Below are 17,332 nucleotides of genomic sequence, written 5' to 3'. Positions count from 1 at the left end.
TGATGAATATCAAATTGAGAGTTTATTCATGTCCATAGGTATATAAATGATAGATGATATCCGTTACCTGATTGTTTTTGCAAAAATTGTGGAGTCAGGCTCAATTTCAGGAGGGGCAGACGCTTTAGGGCTCACTACTGCAACGGCAAGTACTCATTTATCTAAACTTGAGAAAAACCTTGGAAGTGCATTGTTATATCGAAATACCCGAAAACTCTCTCTAACTCATGATGGTGCCAAATTACTTGAGACAGCAAATTCCATGCTTGAGTTGTATGAAAAGGGATTTATTGAGTTTAAGCAACGTGCCATTTCAACAACAAATAAGTTGAATATTTCTATTCCCGCTGTTTTTCTAAATAGTGATTTTACTCATCATCTTGCCGATTTTATAAAAGAATATTCAGATGTTTGCCTGAATATTTCTTATAGTGATACACGCAAAGACATCATTGCGGACAGTATTGATGTTGCATTTCGGATTGGGGAACTTCCGGACAGTTCACTCAAATCTCGACATCTTTTTGTATTGCCTAGACAAGTTGTAGCATCTAAGCGATTTCTCAGAAATTACAAGCCAGTAAACCATCCTAAGGACTTAGAAAAAATGCCTTGGATTGGTTTAACTATGCGGCAGAGTATTCGAGAATTTAAGCACAAAAATGGGGAGGTAGCTTTAATTAAGTACACACCAACTGTTAATGTCGATAATGTTGAGGCTGCCTACGCCCTTGCAAAACAGCAAGTGGGTCTAACCGCACCTCCCCTCTATCTCTGCAGAGGAGACATTAAACGTGAAGAGATGCAAGAGGTACTCCCTGAGTGGTCATTAGAGCCGCTTAAAGTTTATGCAATTTGGCCTCCCAATATATCGACTAGCAGTATTGCTTACACATTGATTAATAAGCTTTATAATGCGTTTGAGTCTCATCAATTGGATTGATTGAATTGTTGAATGATTAGCGTATTAATGGAAGCTGACAATTTGAGTTATTGGGAATAAAGCAGATAGCATGCTGTAATAATTAATGTTCCCCCCATCAAAAAATTAAAAATGCGAATTCTCTGGGTGCTATTCAGTAATATTGAAACTTTGTCCCCAAGAATAGCCCATGCAGTCAACGAGAAATAACACACGAGAAAGTAGATCATGATAAAGGTTATTAGTGTAGTTTGCGTTGATGGTTCAGAGAACAAGGCAATCCCTGAAGCGCAAGCTATCCAAGCTTTTGGATTGAGCCATTGAAGCAAAAAACCATGGGTAAAACTTGGGATATCAACTTTATTGAAAGTTAACTCAGGCTGAGATGAGGCAATTTTATAACCGATATATATTATAAACGCTGATCCAGTAATATTGAGGTATTTGAGGAACAGTGGATGCTTATCGATGACTGTGTAGAAACCAAATCCGATAAATATAAGTAATAACGTAAATCCGATTGTGGCGCCTGAAACAAATGGGAGAGTTCTTCTAACGCCATGGCTTGCCGCTGAAGAGACAATGACCATATTGACAGGACCTGGTGAAATTGACATCGTTAAGGAAAACATAAACATAGTAAAGATTAGAATCATTTTCTCTCCGCGTTCTTATTAACGCACAATAAAAAATATACCGAATTTTTATTACCCGGTTGAGTTTCTGTAGTCTTTATAGGTTATAGAAATAAAAACGCTAAATTAAGTCGGTTTTCTTTAAAGGTGTATTTGATTTTTCCACATTATCGTTTCATGTATCGATCAGACAATACCATCGTATTTTCAGGGGGTTGAAAAGCAAGGTCTTGTCATTCGCTTTACGTGCTCACTTTATGCGCAGAACCAAGCCATAATTACGTTTGCTCCTACGAGATGTTTTGATGGTTTCAAAATAAACACATATGGTATACCATATGTGTTTGGTGTGCTAAACGGAGTAAAAAATGCTACAACCTGTTCAGCTTTTTAAAATCTTATCGGATGAAACTCGTCTCACCATTGTTATGCTTCTCCGGGAATCGGGTGAACTGTGCGTATGCGATATATGTGTGGTTACTACTGAATCACAGCCTAAAATTTCTCGCCATATGGCTATCCTGCGTGAGGCTGGGCTGGTGCTAGATCGTCGAGAAGGTAAATGGATTCACTATCGTCTCTCACCTCACATTCCCGCATGGGCGAGTGAAACAATAACGACGGCATGGCACTGCTTGCGCGATGATATACGTGAACGCTTGAAAAAATCCGTATGTACGTCTTGCTGATAAGTTTAATTATATGCGCATAAACATATATAAAGGAGTCTGGAAATGTTTCTTGCTGGAAGCATCTTTATACTGACGTTGGTTCTAGTCATCTGGCAACCAAGAGGACTCAGTATTGGCTGGAGTGCAAGTATTGGAGCCGTGCTTGCTTTGGGAACGGGGGTGATACAATTTGATGATATTCCCGTCGTCTGGCATATCGTCTGGAATGCTACAGCAGCATTCATTGCGATCATCATCATCAGCTTGCTGCTAGATGAATCTGGTTTCTTTGAATGGGCTGCATTGCATGTTTCCCGCTGGGGAAACGGGCGCGGTCGTCTGCTGTTTACCTGGATTGTTCTGCTTGGCGCCGCGGTTGCTGCACTGTTTGCAAACGATGGTGCTGCATTGATATTAACACCGATTGTGATTGCAATGTTACTCGCTCTGGGGTTCAGTCAGGGAACAACACTGGCATTTGTCATGGCGGCAGGATTCATCGCTGATACCGCTAGCTTACCTCTGATTGTCTCTAATCTAGTCAATATTGTTTCAGCAGATTTCTTCGGTCTGGGCTTTACGCAGTATGCTTCCGTGATGGTTCCTGTGAATTTGGCGGCTATTGCTGCCACGCTGGTTATGCTGCATCTCTTCTTTCGTCGTGATATCCCTGCCAGATATGACGTTTCCTTGCTGAGAATTCCTAGTAGTGCGATTAAGGATCCTGCAACGTTTAGGGCTGGCTGGGTTGTTCTGCTGTTCCTGCTAGTTGGTTTTTTTGTTCTGGAGCCACTGGGGATCCCTGTCAGCGCGATAGCAGCTATTGGCGCAGTGGTATTGCTAGTGGTAGCCAAGAGGGGAGATGCCATTAATACTGGGAAAGTGCTTCGTGGTGCGCCTTGGCAGATCGTGATTTTTTCTCTGGGTATGTATTTGGTTGTCTATGGTCTACGTAATGCTGGACTCACTGACTATCTTTCTTCCGTACTCAATATACTGGCGGATAAAGGCTTATGGGCTGCGACATTCGGTACTGGCTTCCTGACCGCCTTCTTATCGTCGATGATGAATAATATGCCGACGGTGCTGATTGGAGCGCTGTCGATAGACGGGAGTGCTGCAACTGGTGTCATCAAGGAGGCAATGATTTACGCCAATGTGATTGGTTGCGACTTAGGCCCCAAAATTACCCCGATAGGCAGTCTTGCTACACTGTTATGGCTTCATGTACTGGCTCAGAAAAATATGACAATCACGTGGGGGTATTATTTCCGTACCGGCATTATCATGACCCTACCAGTGTTATTTTTTACTCTGGTCGCGCTAGCGTGGCGGCTATCTATCACTTTGTAATGAGATATTGATATGAGCAACATTACTATTTATCACAATCCAGCCTGCGGCACTTCACGTAATACACTAGAGATGATACGTAACAGCGGTAATGAACCAACGATTATTTACTATCTTGATGCGCCGCCAACCCGCGATGAACTTATTAAACTAATTTCAGATATGGGAATTTCTGTGCGTGCATTGCTGCGTAAAAACGTTGAACCTTATGAGAAATTGGGTCTTGATGAAGACAAATTCTCTGATGAGCAGTTGATTGATTTTATGCTTCAGCATCCTATTCTGATTAATCGACCAATTGTAATTACGTCGCTTGGTACACGTCTTTGTCGTCCCTCAGAAGTTGTGCTGGATATTCTACCTGAAGCTCAGAAAGGTTCTTTTACTAAAGAGGATGGTGAAAGGGTTATAGATGAAACAGGGAAACGAGTGAAATAATTTCTCGAATTAATATTATCGGGTGTCTGTTTATTTCACACTGACGCCCGCTTTCCGATCAAAACTACTTCTCGGGTTGCCTGACAAAACATTTCTTACAAAGGGCAAATGGCTGAGATTGTATTACTCGCTCAGACCTGCCAACCAAATCTGAGCGAATACATTTAAACTTACCTAACTGCGCATTAATTTGCTTGATAACCTGTCGCTGATAGCGGCTGGCCATCAAGCAGGGCTTTACCGTCTTGCATCACGAGGCGACCCGAAACAAACCACGCAATAACTTGAGGATAAATCAGGTGCTCTTGGAGTTTAACGCGTTCAACCAAATCGTCTTCAGTATCTTGCGGCAAAACCGGCACATGTCCCTGTAAAATAATCGGACCGCCATCGAGCTCTTCAGTGACAAAATGCACGGAAGTGCCGTGTTCTTTATCGCCGTTCTCAAGTGCGCGTCGATGAGTATGTAACCCCGGATATTTAGGCAGTAAAGAAGGGTGGATATTCAGCATTTTTCCTGTGAAATGTTTCACAAACTCAGGGGTTAAAATACGCATGAACCCCGCCAAGACCACTAAATCCGGTTGATACTGCTCGATAGCTTCTAACAGTGCAGCATCGTAGGCTTGGCGGTCGGCGAACGCTTTTGAGCTAACACAAAGGGCTGGAATACCAGCCTCTTGTGCGCGAACCAAACCGTAAGCATCACTTTTATTACTGACCACTGCGACGATTTGCCCATCGATCTCATGGCGTTGGCAGGCATCAATCATTGATTGCAAATTACTGCCACTGCCTGAAATCAAAACAACGATGTTTTTCATTAGCGGATAACAACCTGCTCTTCACCCGCAGGTAATTCGCCAATTGTCCCGATCTGCCAAGCATTTTCGCCTAATGTCGTCAGCAGTTTTAATGCGGACTCAACTTCGGTTTGAGGCAGAGCGATGATGATACCGACGCCGCAGTTAAATGTACGATACATTTCGTGAGTGGTAACATCACCTGCTTGTTGAAGCCATTCGAATACCGCAGGCCATTCCCAGCTGTTGCCATCAATGATGGCTTGGGTGTTATCAGGTAAAACGCGAGGAATATTTTCCCAGAAGCCACCGCCAGTAATGTGTGCAATGGCATGAATGTCGTTTTTAGCGATCAATTCTAAGACATTTTTAACATAGATACGCGTTGGTTCTAACAGGTGGTCAGCAAGCGGTTTGCCCGCTAATTGCGTGGTTTCTGGATTGGTTTTGCTGACTTCCAGAATTTTACGCACCAATGAGTAACCGTTAGAGTGAGGACCGCTTGAGGCTAACGCGATCAGCGCGTCGCCCGCACTGACTTTTGTGCCATCAATAATTTCAGAGCGCTCAACGACACCCACACAGAAGCCAGCAACATCATAATCTTCGCCGTGGTACATGCCTGGCATTTCAGCGGTTTCACCACCGACTAATGCACAACCAGACTGCTTACAGCCTTCCGCGATACCCGTGATAACACTTGCAGCGGTATCCACATCCAGCTTACCGGTTGCATAATAGTCTAAGAAAAACAGTGGCTCAGCACCTTGGACAATCAGGTCGTTGACGCACATAGCGACTAAATCGATACCGATGGATTCATGACGTTTTAAGTCCATCGCGAGGCGTAGTTTTGTTCCCACACCGTCAGTGCCTGAGACTAAAACAGGCTCACGGTATTTTTGTGGTAGGGCACACAGTGCGCCGAACCCTCCCAATCCTCCCATCACTTCTGGACGGCGAGTCTCTTTCACCACACCTTTGATTCGTTCAACCAATGCGTTACCTGCATCAATATCAACACCGGCATCTTTATAGCTGAGAGAGGTTTTATCAGTCACTACGGCCCCCAAGGCAATTGCATTTTGGAAAAGATAACTTCATTTGCCGATATTCTATCAGGCTCCGCAAACGTTTGCGATAGCTTTCTGACTGAAATATTTGATGCAATAAATCGTGATGTCGTGACGTAAAGCGCATGATTTTATTCGCTGCCTACACCATAAAAAATATTATGTGTATACTAATTCAGCAAATAACGCCTGATTGATGATTGTTTGACCTTAATCAAGATGATACTAGTGGCATTGAGGGAAAAAAGCGGTATAATCCCGCGATTTTTTTGTCCGGTGACGTTTTAAAAAAGTAGGAGAAACCCATGAAGATCGTTGAGGTAAAACACCCTCTCGTTAAACATAAACTCGGCCTGATGCGAGATCATGACATAAGCACTAAGCGCTTTCGTGAACTGGCCTCAGAGGTTGGTAGCCTACTGACTTATGAAGCGACCGCTGACCTAGAAACTGAAAAAGTAACAATTGATGGTTGGTGTGGTCCTGTAGAAATTGAACAAATTAAAGGTAAAAAAATCACTGTAGTCCCTATCCTGCGTGCGGGTATTGGTATGATGAACGGCGTATTGGAAAGCATCCCAAGTGCACGTATCAGCGTAGTGGGTATTTACCGTGATGAAGAAACGTTACAACCTGTCCCTTATTTCCAAAAATTAGTTTCTAACATTGATGAGCGCATGGCGCTGATTGTAGACCCAATGTTAGCAACTGGTGGTTCTATGATTGCAACCATCGATCTTCTGAAAAAATCCGGCTGTAATTCAATTAAAGTCTTAGTTTTAGTTGCTGCACCGGAAGGTATTGCTGCATTAGAAGCAGCGCACCCAGACGTTGAACTGTACACGGCTTCAATTGACCAACACTTAAATGAAGAAGGTTACATTGTTCCGGGTCTAGGAGACGCGGGCGATAAGATATTTGGTACTAAATAATAATGAAGCCGACTGAAGAGTCGGCTTTTTTTTGATAAAAAAAGAATATTCACGACGCATAAGAGGATGACGAGCATGACACGCCGCACGATAAGTGTTGAAGAAAGACCACCATTACTACAAACCATTCCATTAAGCTTTCAACATTTGTTTGCCATGTTTGGGGCAACGGTTATTGTTCCTATTTTGTTTGGCGTGAACCCGGCAACGATTTTGTTATTCAACGGGATCGGTACGCTGCTGTATTTATTTATCTGTAAGGGCAAAATCCCAGCTTATTTAGGATCGAGCTTCGCCTTTATTTCTCCGGTATTAATTTTACTGCCTCTTGGGTATGAGCTAGCGCTTGGCGGGTTTATTATCTGTGGGGTGCTGTTCTGTATCGTAGCGTTGATTGTCAAAGTGGCAGGGCGCGGCTGGATCAATGTGATGTTCCCACCCGCAGCGATGGGGGCGATTGTCGCGGTTATCGGTCTGGAATTAGCGCAAACGGCAGCGGGTATGGCGGGCTTATTACCTAAAGAAGGCGCCGCGGTTGATTCAAGCACCTTAATCATCTCGATCACCACATTGTCAGTCACTATCTTGTGTGCGGTGGTTTTCCGTGGATTCTTATCGATTATCCCAATCTTAATTGGTTTCCTCTCTGGTTATGCACTTTCCTACTTTATGGGGATTGTTGACTTTACGCCAGTTATCGAAGCGCCATGGTTTGCCATTCCGACTTTCTATACACCGCGTTTTGAGTGGTTTGCGATTTTAACCATCCTGCCTGCGGCGTTAGTGGTCATTGCGGAACACGTTGGACACTTAGTGGTGACAGCGAATATCGTTGAGCGCGACTTAATGAAAAACCCTGGCTTACATCGTTCTATGTTCGCAAACGGTTTCTCTACTGTGTTATCGGGTTTCTTTGGATCGACACCAAATACCACGTACGGTGAAAACATCGGCGTGATGGCGATTACTAAGGTCTACAGTACGTGGGTCATCGGTGGTGCGGCAATTATCGCTATCTTACTCTCTTGCGTGGGCAAATTAGCGGCTGCGATTCAATTAGTGCCAGTACCTGTTATGGGGGGTGTTTCACTGTTACTGTACGGCGTAATCGGAGCTTCGGGTATTCGTGTTCTGATTGATTCGAAAGTGGATTATAACAAACCACAAAACCTGATTTTAACCTCAGTAATTTTAATCATCGGTGTGAGTGGTGCAGTGATCCACATTGGTCAAGCTGAACTGAAAGGGATGGCATTGGCGACAATCGTCGGTATTCTGATGGCGCTGTTGTTCCGCTTTATTACCTTTGTTCGTCCAGAAAAACAGTTTGTGACTTCTGAAGTGAAAGTCTTAGACGAAAATAAAAAATGAGTCACGATTAAGTAAAATAGATTGCCGGAGTGGCTAAAGCTCCGGCAATTAACCGCCAGGCTGTTCATCTCTTCTTGTTATTTATGATAAACTCAATGGCGTTAATTGAACTGCACAATCAGAGGCGCTTCTGAATACACCATCTCAACTCTCATTACCACTTTCTCTTCCTGATGATGAAACCTTTGCTAGCTTCTATGCAGGGGAAAATGAGGGATTACTCTCTGCGCTCAAAACGGCGATTAATCAGCCTCATGGTAGTTATATTTATTACTGGTCAAGAGAAGGGGGCGGTAAGAGTCATTTACTGCATGCGGCATGTGCTGAGTTGTCTGAGCAAGGTGTTGCTGTGGGTTATGTGCCACTGGATAAACGCGCTTACTTTGTACCTGATGTGCTTGAAGGTATGGAACATCTTTCTCTGGTCTGTATTGATAATATTCAATGCATCGCGGGAGATGAAGAGTGGGAAATGGCCATCTTCAATCTGTATAACCGTATTTTAGAAATTGGTCGAACGTGTTTACTGATCACCGGGGATCGCCCACCGCGCCAGATTGACTTGAAGTTGCCGGATTTAGCCTCTCGTCTCGATTGGGGGCAAATTTATAAACTGCACCCTTTAAGTGATGAAGACAAAATTTGTGCGCTGCAATTACGTGCCAGTATTCGTGGATTTGAATTGCCTGAAGACGTTTGTCGGTTTGTATTAAAACGGTTAGACAGAAAGATGGGCACTTTATTTGATATCTTAAATAAGCTTGATCACGCCTCGATTGTCGCTCAGCGTAAAATGACTATTCCTTTCGTTAAAGACATTCTCAAATTATAAAAAATTGGCAGCCCATCGACTGCCAATTTATTGTCTGCCAAATAGCCTGCTTATAAAATTTCCAGCACTTGCTCTGGTGGTCGACCCAACTTGGCTTTTTTACCTTTCACCACAATCGGGCGTTCAATTAACTTTGGATTATCATGCATGGCTTGAATAAGCTGCGCTTGAGTGACGCTGTTATCCGCTAATTTCAATTCTTTATAGATATCTTCTTTGGTGCGCATTAATTGGCGCGCATCGGTAAATCCAAGCATCTTCAGCAATTTTTCAATCTCAGCGATTGAAGGTGGCGTCGTTAAATATTCAACCACCGTCGGCGTGATGCCTTTTTCTTGCAATAAAGCCAGTGTTTCACGGCTCTTGGAGCAGCGAGGGTTGTGATAAATTTTAATTGAATCCGTCATTATCTTTATTCCTTACGGTTTTGCGTTGCTATCGCGCTCTTTTAATCGAGTAAGTTCATCGATTCGCGCATCAAAACGTTGTTGTTCATAACTGCCTAAACGGCTTTTACGGCTCGCTTCACTTAAATAATTGATGGCAGTATCATAGTTGCCGCGCAGTGCCATACCTTCGGCATACGCCGCCAGTTCTGCATTACGATCCCCCAGTTTTGCGGAGGCTTCGGCAAGCAGATCCCAGCCAATTGGGTCGTCTGGGTAATCAAATGTATATTTATTCAATAAATTAGTGGCATCTTTATACTGTCCATTGCTGACATACGCATTCGCAAGGTTGACAATAAATACCGTATTTTTTGGTGATTTTTTTAATGCATCTTGCAAACGTGCGACCGCTTTACCGACTTGTTTTTGCTCAATATCGATATCGGTCATGGAATCGATAAACCATGGGTTATCCGGCTGTTTGGCTAACAATTCAGAAATAATCACGCCCGCTTCGCTGTATTTTTTATCTTGAGATAACAATAATGCTTTACCGTACTTCGCGGCCATTTGCTCTTGAGCATTACCTTTACTGTAGTTTTCGATGATTTGGTCCAGCGCATTGCGTTGATCCGCAGGGCTGTACATAGACAAAATACGAACGCGTGCCAACATAAAGTCTAATGAAGATGGGGCATGGACTTTCGGATATTGGTTTGAACGGTTACGGGCATCGGCTAAACGGCTGTCTGGTAAGGGGTGAGTCAGCAAAATTTCTGGCGGTTTAGACATATAGCGGGTTTGGTCAGACATGATTTGCATAAAATCAGCCATGGCATGAGGGTCAAACCCAGAACGACGCAATGTTTGCAGACCAATACGGTCAGCTTCTTGTTCATTGGCTTGTGTAAAGCTGATCATCCCTTGCTGCATTCCTGCGAATGTTCCCGTTAATGCGGCAAAACCGGCTTGCGGGTTCGCCATCACCAGTAATAGAGAACCGATAGTCCCCGCGATAGCTAACGGTGTTGTGGCTTTCTGGTCTTCCATCATTCGCGCCAGATGGCGCTGGGTGACGTGAGAGATTTCGTGCGCCATAACGGAAGCAAGCTGGCTCTCATTTTGGCTATAACGAAATAGCGCAGAGTGAAGAACCACGTTACCGCCAAAATAGGCGTAAGCGTTAATATTCGGGTTATTGACTAGGTAAAACTTAAATGGCGTTTTGACAGAATCGGCATTCGTCACTAAACGTTGCCCCAGCTTATTCACATACTGAGTTAGTAAGGGGTCATAAATAAGAGGAGTACTTCCTCGAATTTGACGAGTGATGGCATCACCCATAATGATTTCTTGGTTAATGCTGAGAGTACCTCCCGCGGTTGTACCGATATCGGGTAGGGTATCTTCAACAGCACTATAGGCAGGTAATACAGCACCATGGATAAGTGCGGACATCAGGATAGCGAGCAGTGGATATTTCAATTTTTTAGTCATAGTGCATATCTTCACTTATTACCTACAGAAAATACGAATTAATTGGGAGATATGATAGCAAAAGCTATCGTAAAATCTGTTATTCGGTATAATTTTCTTTAATTTAGGAACTGTCTTTGTTTTACATTCCCAGGAGCCAATGAATGTTAGAAATGTTTTTACAATGGTACCGTCGGCGTTTTGCTGACCCGCAAGCAGTTGCCTTGTTTAGTTTGCTGGTTATTGGCTTTCTGGTCATCTTTTTTTTCAGCAGTATACTGGCTCCATTATTAGTCGCAATTGTCTTAGCATATTTACTTGAATGGCCAACACATTTACTCCAACGACTTGGTTTATCCCGCGTTTTAGCGGTTAGCATCATTTTGACCTTGTTTGCTGGAATAAGTGCCATGGTGATCTTAATTATTGCACCAACAGCGTGGCAACAAGGGATTAACCTCGTGGCGGATTTGCCTAACATGGTCAATCGCTTTAGCGAGTTTGCTCGCCGATTACCGGAGCAATATCCTGCACTAGTTGATGCTGGCATCATTGATATGATGGCAGATAATGTGCGCAGTAGGTTGTCAGTTGTTGCGGAGTCTGTGGTAAAAGCGTCAGTCGCTTCATTAATTGGTATTTTTACGTTAGCCGTCTATCTGGTTTTAGTGCCATTAATGATGTTTTTCTTACTAAAAGATAAAGAAAAGATCACCAAAAGCTTTGTTAAACTTCTTCCAAAAAATCGCCAGTTAGTGAGTAAAGTCTGGTTGGAAATGAATCAACAAATTACCAACTATTTACGTGGTAAAGTCACGGAAATGGTGATTGTTGGCGTCTGTACCTATATTGGTTTTGCCTATTTTGATTTGCGTTACTCAGTGCTGTTATCGGTATTGGTTGGCGTTTCTGTTTTGATCCCGTACATCGGTGCAGTGGCAGCCACCATTCCGGTGGTTTTAGTCGCACTATTCCAATGGGGCATTGGCACGGAGTTCTGGTCACTGTTTATTGTTTATCTGGTGATCCAAGGGCTAGACAGTAACATCGTTGTGCCGCTGTTGTACTCAGAAGCCGTGAACTTACACCCACTCGTGATTATCTTGTCGGTGGTGATTTTTGGTGGTTTATGGGGATTCTGGGGCGTATTTTTTGCGATCCCGCTCGCAACCTTAATCAAAGCGGTAATTAACGCGTGGCCACAAGATTTGAGTGATAGTGAAACAATAGAAAAAACAGAAGGCTAAAAGAGCCAATAAGAAAAAAGGGTTGCAAAATAAGCAACCCTTTTTAGTGATTAGGTTTTAGTCACTATGTATCAGTATTAGGTGTTAGCGTTGATGTACGCTAATACGATTTCATGGTGATTACTGGTTTTAAAATCGTCAAATACGTGCTCGATGGTACCATTTGCATCGACAAGGAAACTAATGCGGTGGATACCGTCATAAGTTTTACCCATAAATTGTTTTTCACCCCACACACCAAATTGTTCACAAATTTGATGATCTTCATCGGATAACAGTGTGAAGTTTAATAACTCTTTTTCAGCGAAACGAGCCAATTTTTCTGGTTTGTCTGTACTAATACCTAAAACTTCGACACCTTTTGCTTTTAGTGTATCCATCTCATCACGCAGTCCACATGCTTGAACTGTACAGCCTGGTGTCATCGCTTTAGGATAAAAGTAAACTAATACGCGTTGACCCTGGAAATCAGAAAGATTGATGATTTCACCATCTTGGTCAGGAAGGCTAAATTGAGGTGCCTTATCACCGGCTTTCAATGGGTTCATTACATATATCTCCGTTAACTCTGCATTTTGGGGTTGTTAACAATACTGATGTTGCCTTTGGCATTTAGCATTGTACATAGTTGTTGAAATTTATTCTTTATAATTATGCCATTATCATCCAGTGGGTCATGGGCTGTAATTTGAATTTCCAATTGAGCCGGTTGAGTATCATTTGCAGGCTGTGTTTTAGAAATTAATTCTGCGATGTTGCACTGTTGAGTGGTAAACAAATTGGTAAACTGTTCAATAATACGCGGCGCATCGTCCACCATCACATTCACAGTTACAGTAGACGGATAGTAGGTTTTTTGTACACTATGCGTGCGTTTCATAACAATCAGCAAATCTAACTCAGCCCCTTTAGTCGGTAAAATCGCTTCTAGAAGCGTGATAGCATTCCAACTGCCGGATAACATCATTATAAAAGTAAATTCCTCGCCAAACATAGCGAGTCGACTATCCTCAATATTACAATCACATTCACTGACAAGGCGTGTAATTGTATTCACAATGCCCGGACGATCTGTTCCCAGCGCAGTAATAACAAGAAATTGCGGTTCAGTCTTAGGCAAAGTATCTTCCTTATTTTGACTAAATTTAGGTCAATGATATTGACTCAGGATGGTGGTAAGGAAACCATAAAATTGTGAATCTGCCAAGTGGGGCGATTCACTCTTGCGACAAATATGGCTGAATTATTACTTCTATTTAAGTTAATGTCATCGGCATTAACAAAATTCATTAAAATCTTGCGTTTGGGTGGTTTTCTTCTGTGAAATGAAAACGTAACATGGAAACTCACTATTTAGGGGGCATTGCGATGGCTAATCAAAACGTAAACTACAAAGACTTTTTACAAGGCAGTATTGTTGCTGTGATCACACCAATGGATTCAGCGGGTAACGTTGATAGAAAAAGCTTGAAACAACTGGTGGATTACCATGTCGCAAACAAAACCTCTGCGATTGTGTCAGTGGGAACAACGGGGGAATCAGCAACATTAAACCATAAAGAGCATGTTGATGTAGTGAAAGCGACGCTTGAGTTAGCTGATGGACGTATCCCAATTATTGCGGGAACAGGTGCAAATGCAACCGCAGAAGCGATTTCACTAACAAATGAGTTTGAAAACAGTGGTGTAGTTGCGTGCCTAACAGTAACACCTTATTATAATAGACCGTCACAAGAAGGTTTATATCAGCATTTTAAAGCTATTTCAGAAAACACCAGCTTGCCACAAGTTCTCTATAATGTACCATCGCGCACTGGATGTGATTTATTACCTGAAACTGTGGGCCGCTTGGCGAAATTGGCGAATATTGTGGCAATTAAAGAAGCCACAGGGAACTTAGCACGGGTTCATCAAATCAAAGAATTGGTTGATGACCATTTTGTTCTACTTTCTGGCGATGATGCGACCGCACTTGATTTTATGCAACTCGGTGGAAAGGGCGTCATTTCGGTCACGTCCAACGTCGCGGCTGCGCAGATGGTAAAAATGTGTGACTTAGCGCTTGCGGGCAAATATACTGAGGCCCGTGAATTGAATAAACAGCTGATGGGACTTCATCATCAGTTATTTGTTGAGCCGAATCCAATCCCTGCGAAATGGGCTTGTCATCGTTTAGGTCTTATTGCGGATGATACTTTACGGTTACCAATGACACCGTTAACTGTATCTGGACAGCAAAAGGTTGAAGATGCCTTGAAACTCGCGGGTTTACTGTAAAATTTAGGGAATTTTAATGGCAACATTATTGCAAAAATCGAAGGTTATGAAGGTTGCTGGCCTGTCACTTGTCGTGTTACTGGCAGCCTGCTCCAGCGATCAGCGCTATAAACGTCAGGTTAGTGGTGATGAGGAATATCTTAATGCTGCGCCATTGAAAGTGCTGAATGCGCCACAGGGGATCACTTTACCAGCAACTAATGGAGAATATGACATTCCTAAAACCACCTCAACAGGGGCGGTTGGGAAAGCGTTAGATATTCGCCCACCAGTACTGACGATTTCACAATTAGCAGGTTCACGCACTGAAAACAGTGCAGAAGCCAGCCGTTTGTTGCTAGATAATACTCCTGAAAATAATGCTTTATGGTCACAAGTGACCATGATTTTAGAACAGCGTGGCATCCCAGTCTCTACGAAGAACGATGGTTCTCGCTCTATCGAAACTGACTGGATTAAATGGGATCGTGCAGACGAAAACGTCCCATTAGAGAGCCGTCATAAAGTCACTGTTCAGCCAGAAAATGGCATGATTGCATTAACAGTGACTAACTTAGGCTTACGCCAAGGTGATGAAACGGTAACAGATGCAGCGGAAATTCAACGCTATAACAAACTGTTATTAAACGATTTAACCGACGCTCTGTACACACTGCGTGATACCTCAAGCAAAAATAGCTTGCAAAGCGCCTATGGCATCATTGATGTTCAAACAGGTAGCAATGACACTGGCTTACCAGTGGTTATCGTTCGTGCACCGTACGATGCAGTTTGGGAGCGTTTACCTCACGCATTAGAAAGTGTTGGTATGAAAGTGGGTGACCGTAGCCGCTCAGCAGGTTCCGTCATGGTGACTTACAAAGGCTTGAGCAGCTCTGAGTGGCAAGCGCTGGGTATTGATGACCCATCGGTACCTGAAGATGACTATAAAGTCCAAGTGGGTGATTTGAATAACCGTAGTAGCCTACAGTTTATCAACACTAAAGGCGTGCCATTAACTCAGAAACAGAATGATGAAATGGTCGCCGCACTGAAAGCCGCTTTCAGTAAAGCACCGGCTAAAAAATAATTTTATATAGCTAACTTATTTGTTCTATCAAGTGAAAACGCCGTCCTATGGGATGGCGTTTTTTTTCGGATAAACTTCAGGCTCTAATGGCTAACAGTGAAAGAAAAGTTATGGATAATAGCGCATCGAAACCAATGGATAGTAGGAATAATATAACGATGCCAAGAAGAATTGCTGGGACAAGCTTTAATGATAATTTACTAAATTCATTAAATAATATTGCTCATACAAGAAGTTTTCTAGAGGAGGGGTCCACTGTTTTTGATTTACCAAATTATGTGGTACCTCAAGGATACCGATTAATGAAATCATGTAAGAAAAACCAATATCGGATGGTGACTACTGGAGAAGAGCCAGAAACGATATATTTGCTAGAATTGAAACTGCGTACGGATATTGTCTTTGGTGAAACCACATGCACGCAAATTAAAGTTTGGCGCACTATATCCCATCTACACCGGAATAATATTGGCGATTTACCTCGAGTATTTTTCATTCATTTACTCGACAATCATAGCATCATGGTAACGGATGAAGAGCATACTCGTGATGGGCAACGCTTCTGGGAAATCATGATTTCTTGGGCATTTTATCAAGGCTATTATATTTATGCTTCCGATGGTACGCTCGAAGACAGGCCACTAACGCAAATCCATACTGAGGCTGAATTCTTTAGTCAGTGGATTAATCAACTTTGGGGTAGAGATATCGACGTATATACCCACAAACTGATTGTAATCAGCAAACATCCATTACTTTAACTACCCATCTGCACATCTATCCTTCATAAAATTCTCAGTGAAACAAATGGACAAAAAATCAGTATTTGCAGCTAAGTAATCGTTTGCGTATGCGAGAGAATTTTATTATCATAATTAGCAGTTAATCATAAAATATTGAATATCAGTTAGTTAGCGCTGTATCAATGTTTTTGGGATAACTGACTGAATCAGAGCAGAAAATTAACAATGAACCCGCTATTTTTAGCGTTCTATTCTACTGTTACTTATCTGAATCTGCTGTGCAGGTTGATTTCTATTGAGTGTAATCACATCCCTGGAGTGTTTAAGATGCAAAAGAAAGCTGAGTTGTATCGTGGCAAGGCAAAAACGGTCTATACCACAGAGGATCCAGATTTATTAGTTCTGGAGTTCCGTAATGATACATCAGCACTCGATGGCGAGCGTATCGAACAGTTTGACCGTAAGGGAATGGTTAATAACAAATTTAACCATTTCATCATGACTAAGTTGCAAGAAGCAGGCATTCCTACACAGATGGAAGCCTTATTATCTGACACTGAAGCATTGGTTAAAAAACTGGATATGGTGCCGGTTGAATGCGTTATCCGTAACCGTGCGGCAGGCTCTCTGGTTAAGCGCCTTGGGGTTGAAGAAGGGATGATTTTAAACCCGCCTCTGTTCGACTTATTCCTGAAAGATGACGCTAAGCATGACCCAATGGTGAACGAGTCTTACTGCGAAACGTTTGGTTGGGTGAGCAAAGAAAACTTAGCGAAAATGCGCGAACTGAGCTACAAAGCGAACGATGTTTTAAGCAAGATTTTTGCGGACGCAGGTCTTATCTTAGTCGATTTCAAACTTGAGTTTGGTCTATTTAAAGGTGAAGTTGTGCTGGGTGATGAATTCTCTCCAGACGGTAGCCGTTTGTGGGATAAAGAAACCCTGAACAAAATGGACAAAGACCGTTTCCGTCAAAGCCTTGGTGGCTTGATTGAAGCTTATGAAGAAGTCGCTCGTCGTATCGGCGTTAAACTCGATTAAGTTTCTAAAGCTTCGCTAATATGAAGAATGATAGCCTGCCAACAGCAGGCTATTTTTTTG

19 protein-coding genes are annotated in these 17,332 nt (G+C 42.7%); 12 read left to right on the top strand and 7 right to left on the bottom strand.

Features of this window, described 5'->3' with window-relative positions; all coding sequences use genetic code 11:
• Nucleotides 1–46: 46 nt before the first annotated feature.
• On the top strand, nt 47–943 hold the full coding sequence (locus ACIH2S_RS10740) for a LysR family transcriptional regulator (RefSeq protein ID WP_036953210.1): 897 nt from the start codon (nt 47–49) through the stop codon (nt 941–943).
• A 47-nt stretch (nt 944–990) separates the two neighbouring features.
• On the opposite strand, the gene ACIH2S_RS10735 is transcribed toward ACIH2S_RS10740, so the two are convergent.
• Nucleotides 991–1,578 carry a LysE family translocator gene (locus tag ACIH2S_RS10735; RefSeq protein ID WP_108478031.1) on the bottom strand — a complete coding sequence of 196 codons (588 nt, stop codon included), beginning with the start codon at nt 1,576–1,578 and terminating at the stop codon, nt 991–993.
• 347 nt (nt 1,579–1,925) lie between these two features.
• On the opposite strand from ACIH2S_RS10735, the gene ACIH2S_RS10730 reads away from it, so the two are divergent.
• From ACIH2S_RS10730 to arsC (ACIH2S_RS10720), 3 genes are read left to right on the top strand one after another with little or no spacing between them, the layout of a single operon-like run.
• Nucleotides 1,926–2,246 carry a metalloregulator ArsR/SmtB family transcription factor gene (locus ACIH2S_RS10730; RefSeq protein ID WP_108478032.1) on the top strand — a complete coding sequence of 107 codons (321 nt, stop codon included), beginning with the start codon at nt 1,926–1,928 and terminating at the stop codon, nt 2,244–2,246.
• Between the two features lie 45 nt (nt 2,247–2,291).
• Nucleotides 2,292–3,581 carry an arsenic transporter gene (locus ACIH2S_RS10725; protein WP_108478033.1) on the top strand — a complete coding sequence of 430 codons (1,290 nt, stop codon included), beginning with the start codon at nt 2,292–2,294 and terminating at the stop codon, nt 3,579–3,581.
• A 12-nt stretch (nt 3,582–3,593) separates the two neighbouring features.
• Nucleotides 3,594–4,019 carry a glutaredoxin-dependent arsenate reductase gene (gene arsC / locus ACIH2S_RS10720; protein WP_036953217.1) on the top strand — a complete coding sequence of 142 codons (426 nt, stop codon included), beginning with the start codon at nt 3,594–3,596 and terminating at the stop codon, nt 4,017–4,019.
• Nucleotides 4,020–4,204: 185 nt separating this feature from the next.
• On the opposite strand, the gene purN is transcribed toward arsC (ACIH2S_RS10720), so the two are convergent.
• Both purN and purM read right to left on the bottom strand, forming a co-directional pair.
• Nucleotides 4,205–4,843 (bottom strand): phosphoribosylglycinamide formyltransferase, encoded by a 639-nt coding sequence (gene purN, locus ACIH2S_RS10715; RefSeq protein WP_108478034.1) that lies wholly within the window; start codon nt 4,841–4,843, stop codon nt 4,205–4,207.
• The gene (gene purM, locus ACIH2S_RS10710) at nt 4,843–5,883 is read right to left on the bottom strand and encodes a phosphoribosylformylglycinamidine cyclo-ligase (RefSeq protein ID WP_036953221.1); all 1,041 of its coding nucleotides are present in this window, start codon (nt 5,881–5,883) and stop codon (nt 4,843–4,845) included. Before purM ends, purN begins: the two co-directional genes overlap by 1 nt.
• Before the next feature lie 317 nt (nt 5,884–6,200).
• Here purM and upp point away from each other — a divergent pair, with 317 nt between their 5' ends.
• The 3 genes from upp to hda all read left to right on the top strand — a co-directional run bounded on the left by upp (nt 6,201) and on the right by hda (nt 9,030).
• Nucleotides 6,201–6,827, top strand: coding sequence for a uracil phosphoribosyltransferase (gene upp / locus ACIH2S_RS10705; protein ID WP_036953223.1), 627 nt, complete (start codon nt 6,201–6,203; stop codon nt 6,825–6,827).
• Nucleotides 6,828–6,902: 75 nt separating this feature from the next.
• Complete coding sequence (gene uraA, locus ACIH2S_RS10700; RefSeq protein ID WP_196712397.1) at nt 6,903–8,198, top strand: uracil permease; 1,296 nt, start codon at nt 6,903–6,905, stop codon at nt 8,196–8,198.
• A gap of 130 nt (nt 8,199–8,328) precedes the next feature.
• Complete coding sequence (hda, locus tag ACIH2S_RS10695; RefSeq protein WP_036953226.1) at nt 8,329–9,030, top strand: DnaA inactivator Hda; 702 nt, start codon at nt 8,329–8,331, stop codon at nt 9,028–9,030.
• A 50-nt stretch (nt 9,031–9,080) separates the two neighbouring features.
• On the opposite strand, the gene arsC (ACIH2S_RS10690) is transcribed toward hda, so the two are convergent.
• Both arsC (ACIH2S_RS10690) and ACIH2S_RS10685 read right to left on the bottom strand, forming a co-directional pair.
• Nucleotides 9,081–9,437 (bottom strand): arsenate reductase (glutaredoxin), encoded by a 357-nt coding sequence (gene arsC / locus ACIH2S_RS10690; protein ID WP_036953228.1) that lies wholly within the window; start codon nt 9,435–9,437, stop codon nt 9,081–9,083.
• Nucleotides 9,438–9,449: 12 nt separating this feature from the next.
• A complete protein-coding gene (locus ACIH2S_RS10685; protein WP_036953230.1) occupies nt 9,450–10,916 on the bottom strand; it encodes a beta-barrel assembly-enhancing protease in 1,467 nt (488 codons plus the stop codon).
• 143 nt (nt 10,917–11,059) lie between these two features.
• Here ACIH2S_RS10685 and ACIH2S_RS10680 point away from each other — a divergent pair, with 143 nt between their 5' ends.
• Nucleotides 11,060–12,142, top strand: a complete 1,083-nt coding sequence (locus ACIH2S_RS10680) for an AI-2E family transporter (RefSeq protein ID WP_108478038.1) — start codon at nt 11,060–11,062, stop codon at nt 12,140–12,142.
• A 77-nt stretch (nt 12,143–12,219) separates the two neighbouring features.
• Here the strand turns inward: ACIH2S_RS10680 and bcp are convergent, their stop codons facing one another.
• Entirely contained in the window at nt 12,220–12,690 is a 471-nt protein-coding gene (gene bcp / locus ACIH2S_RS10675) for a thioredoxin-dependent thiol peroxidase (RefSeq protein WP_321146308.1), read from the bottom strand.
• Nucleotides 12,691–12,704: 14 nt separating this feature from the next.
• Nucleotides 12,705–13,262 carry a glycine cleavage system transcriptional repressor gene (locus ACIH2S_RS10670; protein WP_036953236.1) on the bottom strand — a complete coding sequence of 186 codons (558 nt, stop codon included), beginning with the start codon at nt 13,260–13,262 and terminating at the stop codon, nt 12,705–12,707.
• Between the two features lie 248 nt (nt 13,263–13,510).
• Here ACIH2S_RS10670 and dapA point away from each other — a divergent pair, with 248 nt between their 5' ends.
• From dapA to purC, 4 genes are all read left to right on the top strand, one after another.
• Entirely contained in the window at nt 13,511–14,419 is a 909-nt protein-coding gene (gene dapA, locus ACIH2S_RS10665; protein ID WP_051422710.1) for a 4-hydroxy-tetrahydrodipicolinate synthase, read from the top strand.
• A 16-nt stretch (nt 14,420–14,435) separates the two neighbouring features.
• The gene (bamC, locus tag ACIH2S_RS10660; RefSeq protein ID WP_108478040.1) at nt 14,436–15,488 is read left to right on the top strand and encodes an outer membrane protein assembly factor BamC; all 1,053 of its coding nucleotides are present in this window, start codon (nt 14,436–14,438) and stop codon (nt 15,486–15,488) included.
• Nucleotides 15,489–15,790: 302 nt separating this feature from the next.
• On the top strand, nt 15,791–16,249 hold the full coding sequence (locus tag ACIH2S_RS10655; RefSeq protein WP_230480549.1) for a hypothetical protein: 459 nt from the start codon (nt 15,791–15,793) through the stop codon (nt 16,247–16,249).
• A 309-nt stretch (nt 16,250–16,558) separates the two neighbouring features.
• Complete coding sequence (gene purC / locus ACIH2S_RS10650) at nt 16,559–17,272, top strand: phosphoribosylaminoimidazolesuccinocarboxamide synthase (protein ID WP_036953240.1); 714 nt, start codon at nt 16,559–16,561, stop codon at nt 17,270–17,272.
• Nucleotides 17,273–17,332: the final 60 nt, after the last annotated feature.

Origin of the sequence: Providencia lanzhouensis, from assembly GCF_050469745.1 — a bacterium.
Taxonomy (GTDB): Bacteria; Pseudomonadota; Gammaproteobacteria; order Enterobacterales; family Enterobacteriaceae; genus Providencia; species Providencia lanzhouensis.
Note: the sequence above shows the minus strand (reverse complement) of the source record. Positions and strands in the feature narration are given on the sequence as shown.

What these genes read in the sequence shown, in the direction of transcription:
- uraA (WP_196712397.1), top strand. Translation starts at nt 6,903, where the DNA reads ATGACACGCCGCACGATAAGTGTTGAAGAAAGACCACCATTACTACAA.
- ACIH2S_RS10730 (WP_108478032.1), top strand. Translation starts at nt 1,926, where the DNA reads ATGCTACAACCTGTTCAGCTTTTTAAAATCTTATCGGATGAAACTCGT.
- ACIH2S_RS10740 (WP_036953210.1), top strand. Translation starts at nt 47, where the DNA reads ATGATAGATGATATCCGTTACCTGATTGTTTTTGCAAAAATTGTGGAG.
- ACIH2S_RS10680 (WP_108478038.1), top strand. Translation starts at nt 11,060, where the DNA reads ATGTTAGAAATGTTTTTACAATGGTACCGTCGGCGTTTTGCTGACCCG.
- purN (WP_108478034.1), bottom strand. Translation starts at nt 4,843, where the DNA reads ATGAAAAACATCGTTGTTTTGATTTCAGGCAGTGGCAGTAATTTGCAA.
- arsC (WP_036953217.1), top strand. Translation starts at nt 3,594, where the DNA reads ATGAGCAACATTACTATTTATCACAATCCAGCCTGCGGCACTTCACGT.
- ACIH2S_RS10725 (WP_108478033.1), top strand. Translation starts at nt 2,292, where the DNA reads ATGTTTCTTGCTGGAAGCATCTTTATACTGACGTTGGTTCTAGTCATC.
- ACIH2S_RS10685 (WP_036953230.1), bottom strand. Translation starts at nt 10,916, where the DNA reads ATGACTAAAAAATTGAAATATCCACTGCTCGCTATCCTGATGTCCGCA.
- ACIH2S_RS10735 (WP_108478031.1), bottom strand. Translation starts at nt 1,578, where the DNA reads ATGATTCTAATCTTTACTATGTTTATGTTTTCCTTAACGATGTCAATT.
- upp (WP_036953223.1), top strand. Translation starts at nt 6,201, where the DNA reads ATGAAGATCGTTGAGGTAAAACACCCTCTCGTTAAACATAAACTCGGC.
- bamC (WP_108478040.1), top strand. Translation starts at nt 14,436, where the DNA reads ATGGCAACATTATTGCAAAAATCGAAGGTTATGAAGGTTGCTGGCCTG.
- ACIH2S_RS10655 (WP_230480549.1), top strand. Translation starts at nt 15,791, where the DNA reads ATGAAATCATGTAAGAAAAACCAATATCGGATGGTGACTACTGGAGAA.
- purC (WP_036953240.1), top strand. Translation starts at nt 16,559, where the DNA reads ATGCAAAAGAAAGCTGAGTTGTATCGTGGCAAGGCAAAAACGGTCTAT.
- bcp (WP_321146308.1), bottom strand. Translation starts at nt 12,690, where the DNA reads ATGAACCCATTGAAAGCCGGTGATAAGGCACCTCAATTTAGCCTTCCT.
- arsC (WP_036953228.1), bottom strand. Translation starts at nt 9,437, where the DNA reads ATGACGGATTCAATTAAAATTTATCACAACCCTCGCTGCTCCAAGAGC.
- dapA (WP_051422710.1), top strand. Translation starts at nt 13,511, where the DNA reads ATGGCTAATCAAAACGTAAACTACAAAGACTTTTTACAAGGCAGTATT.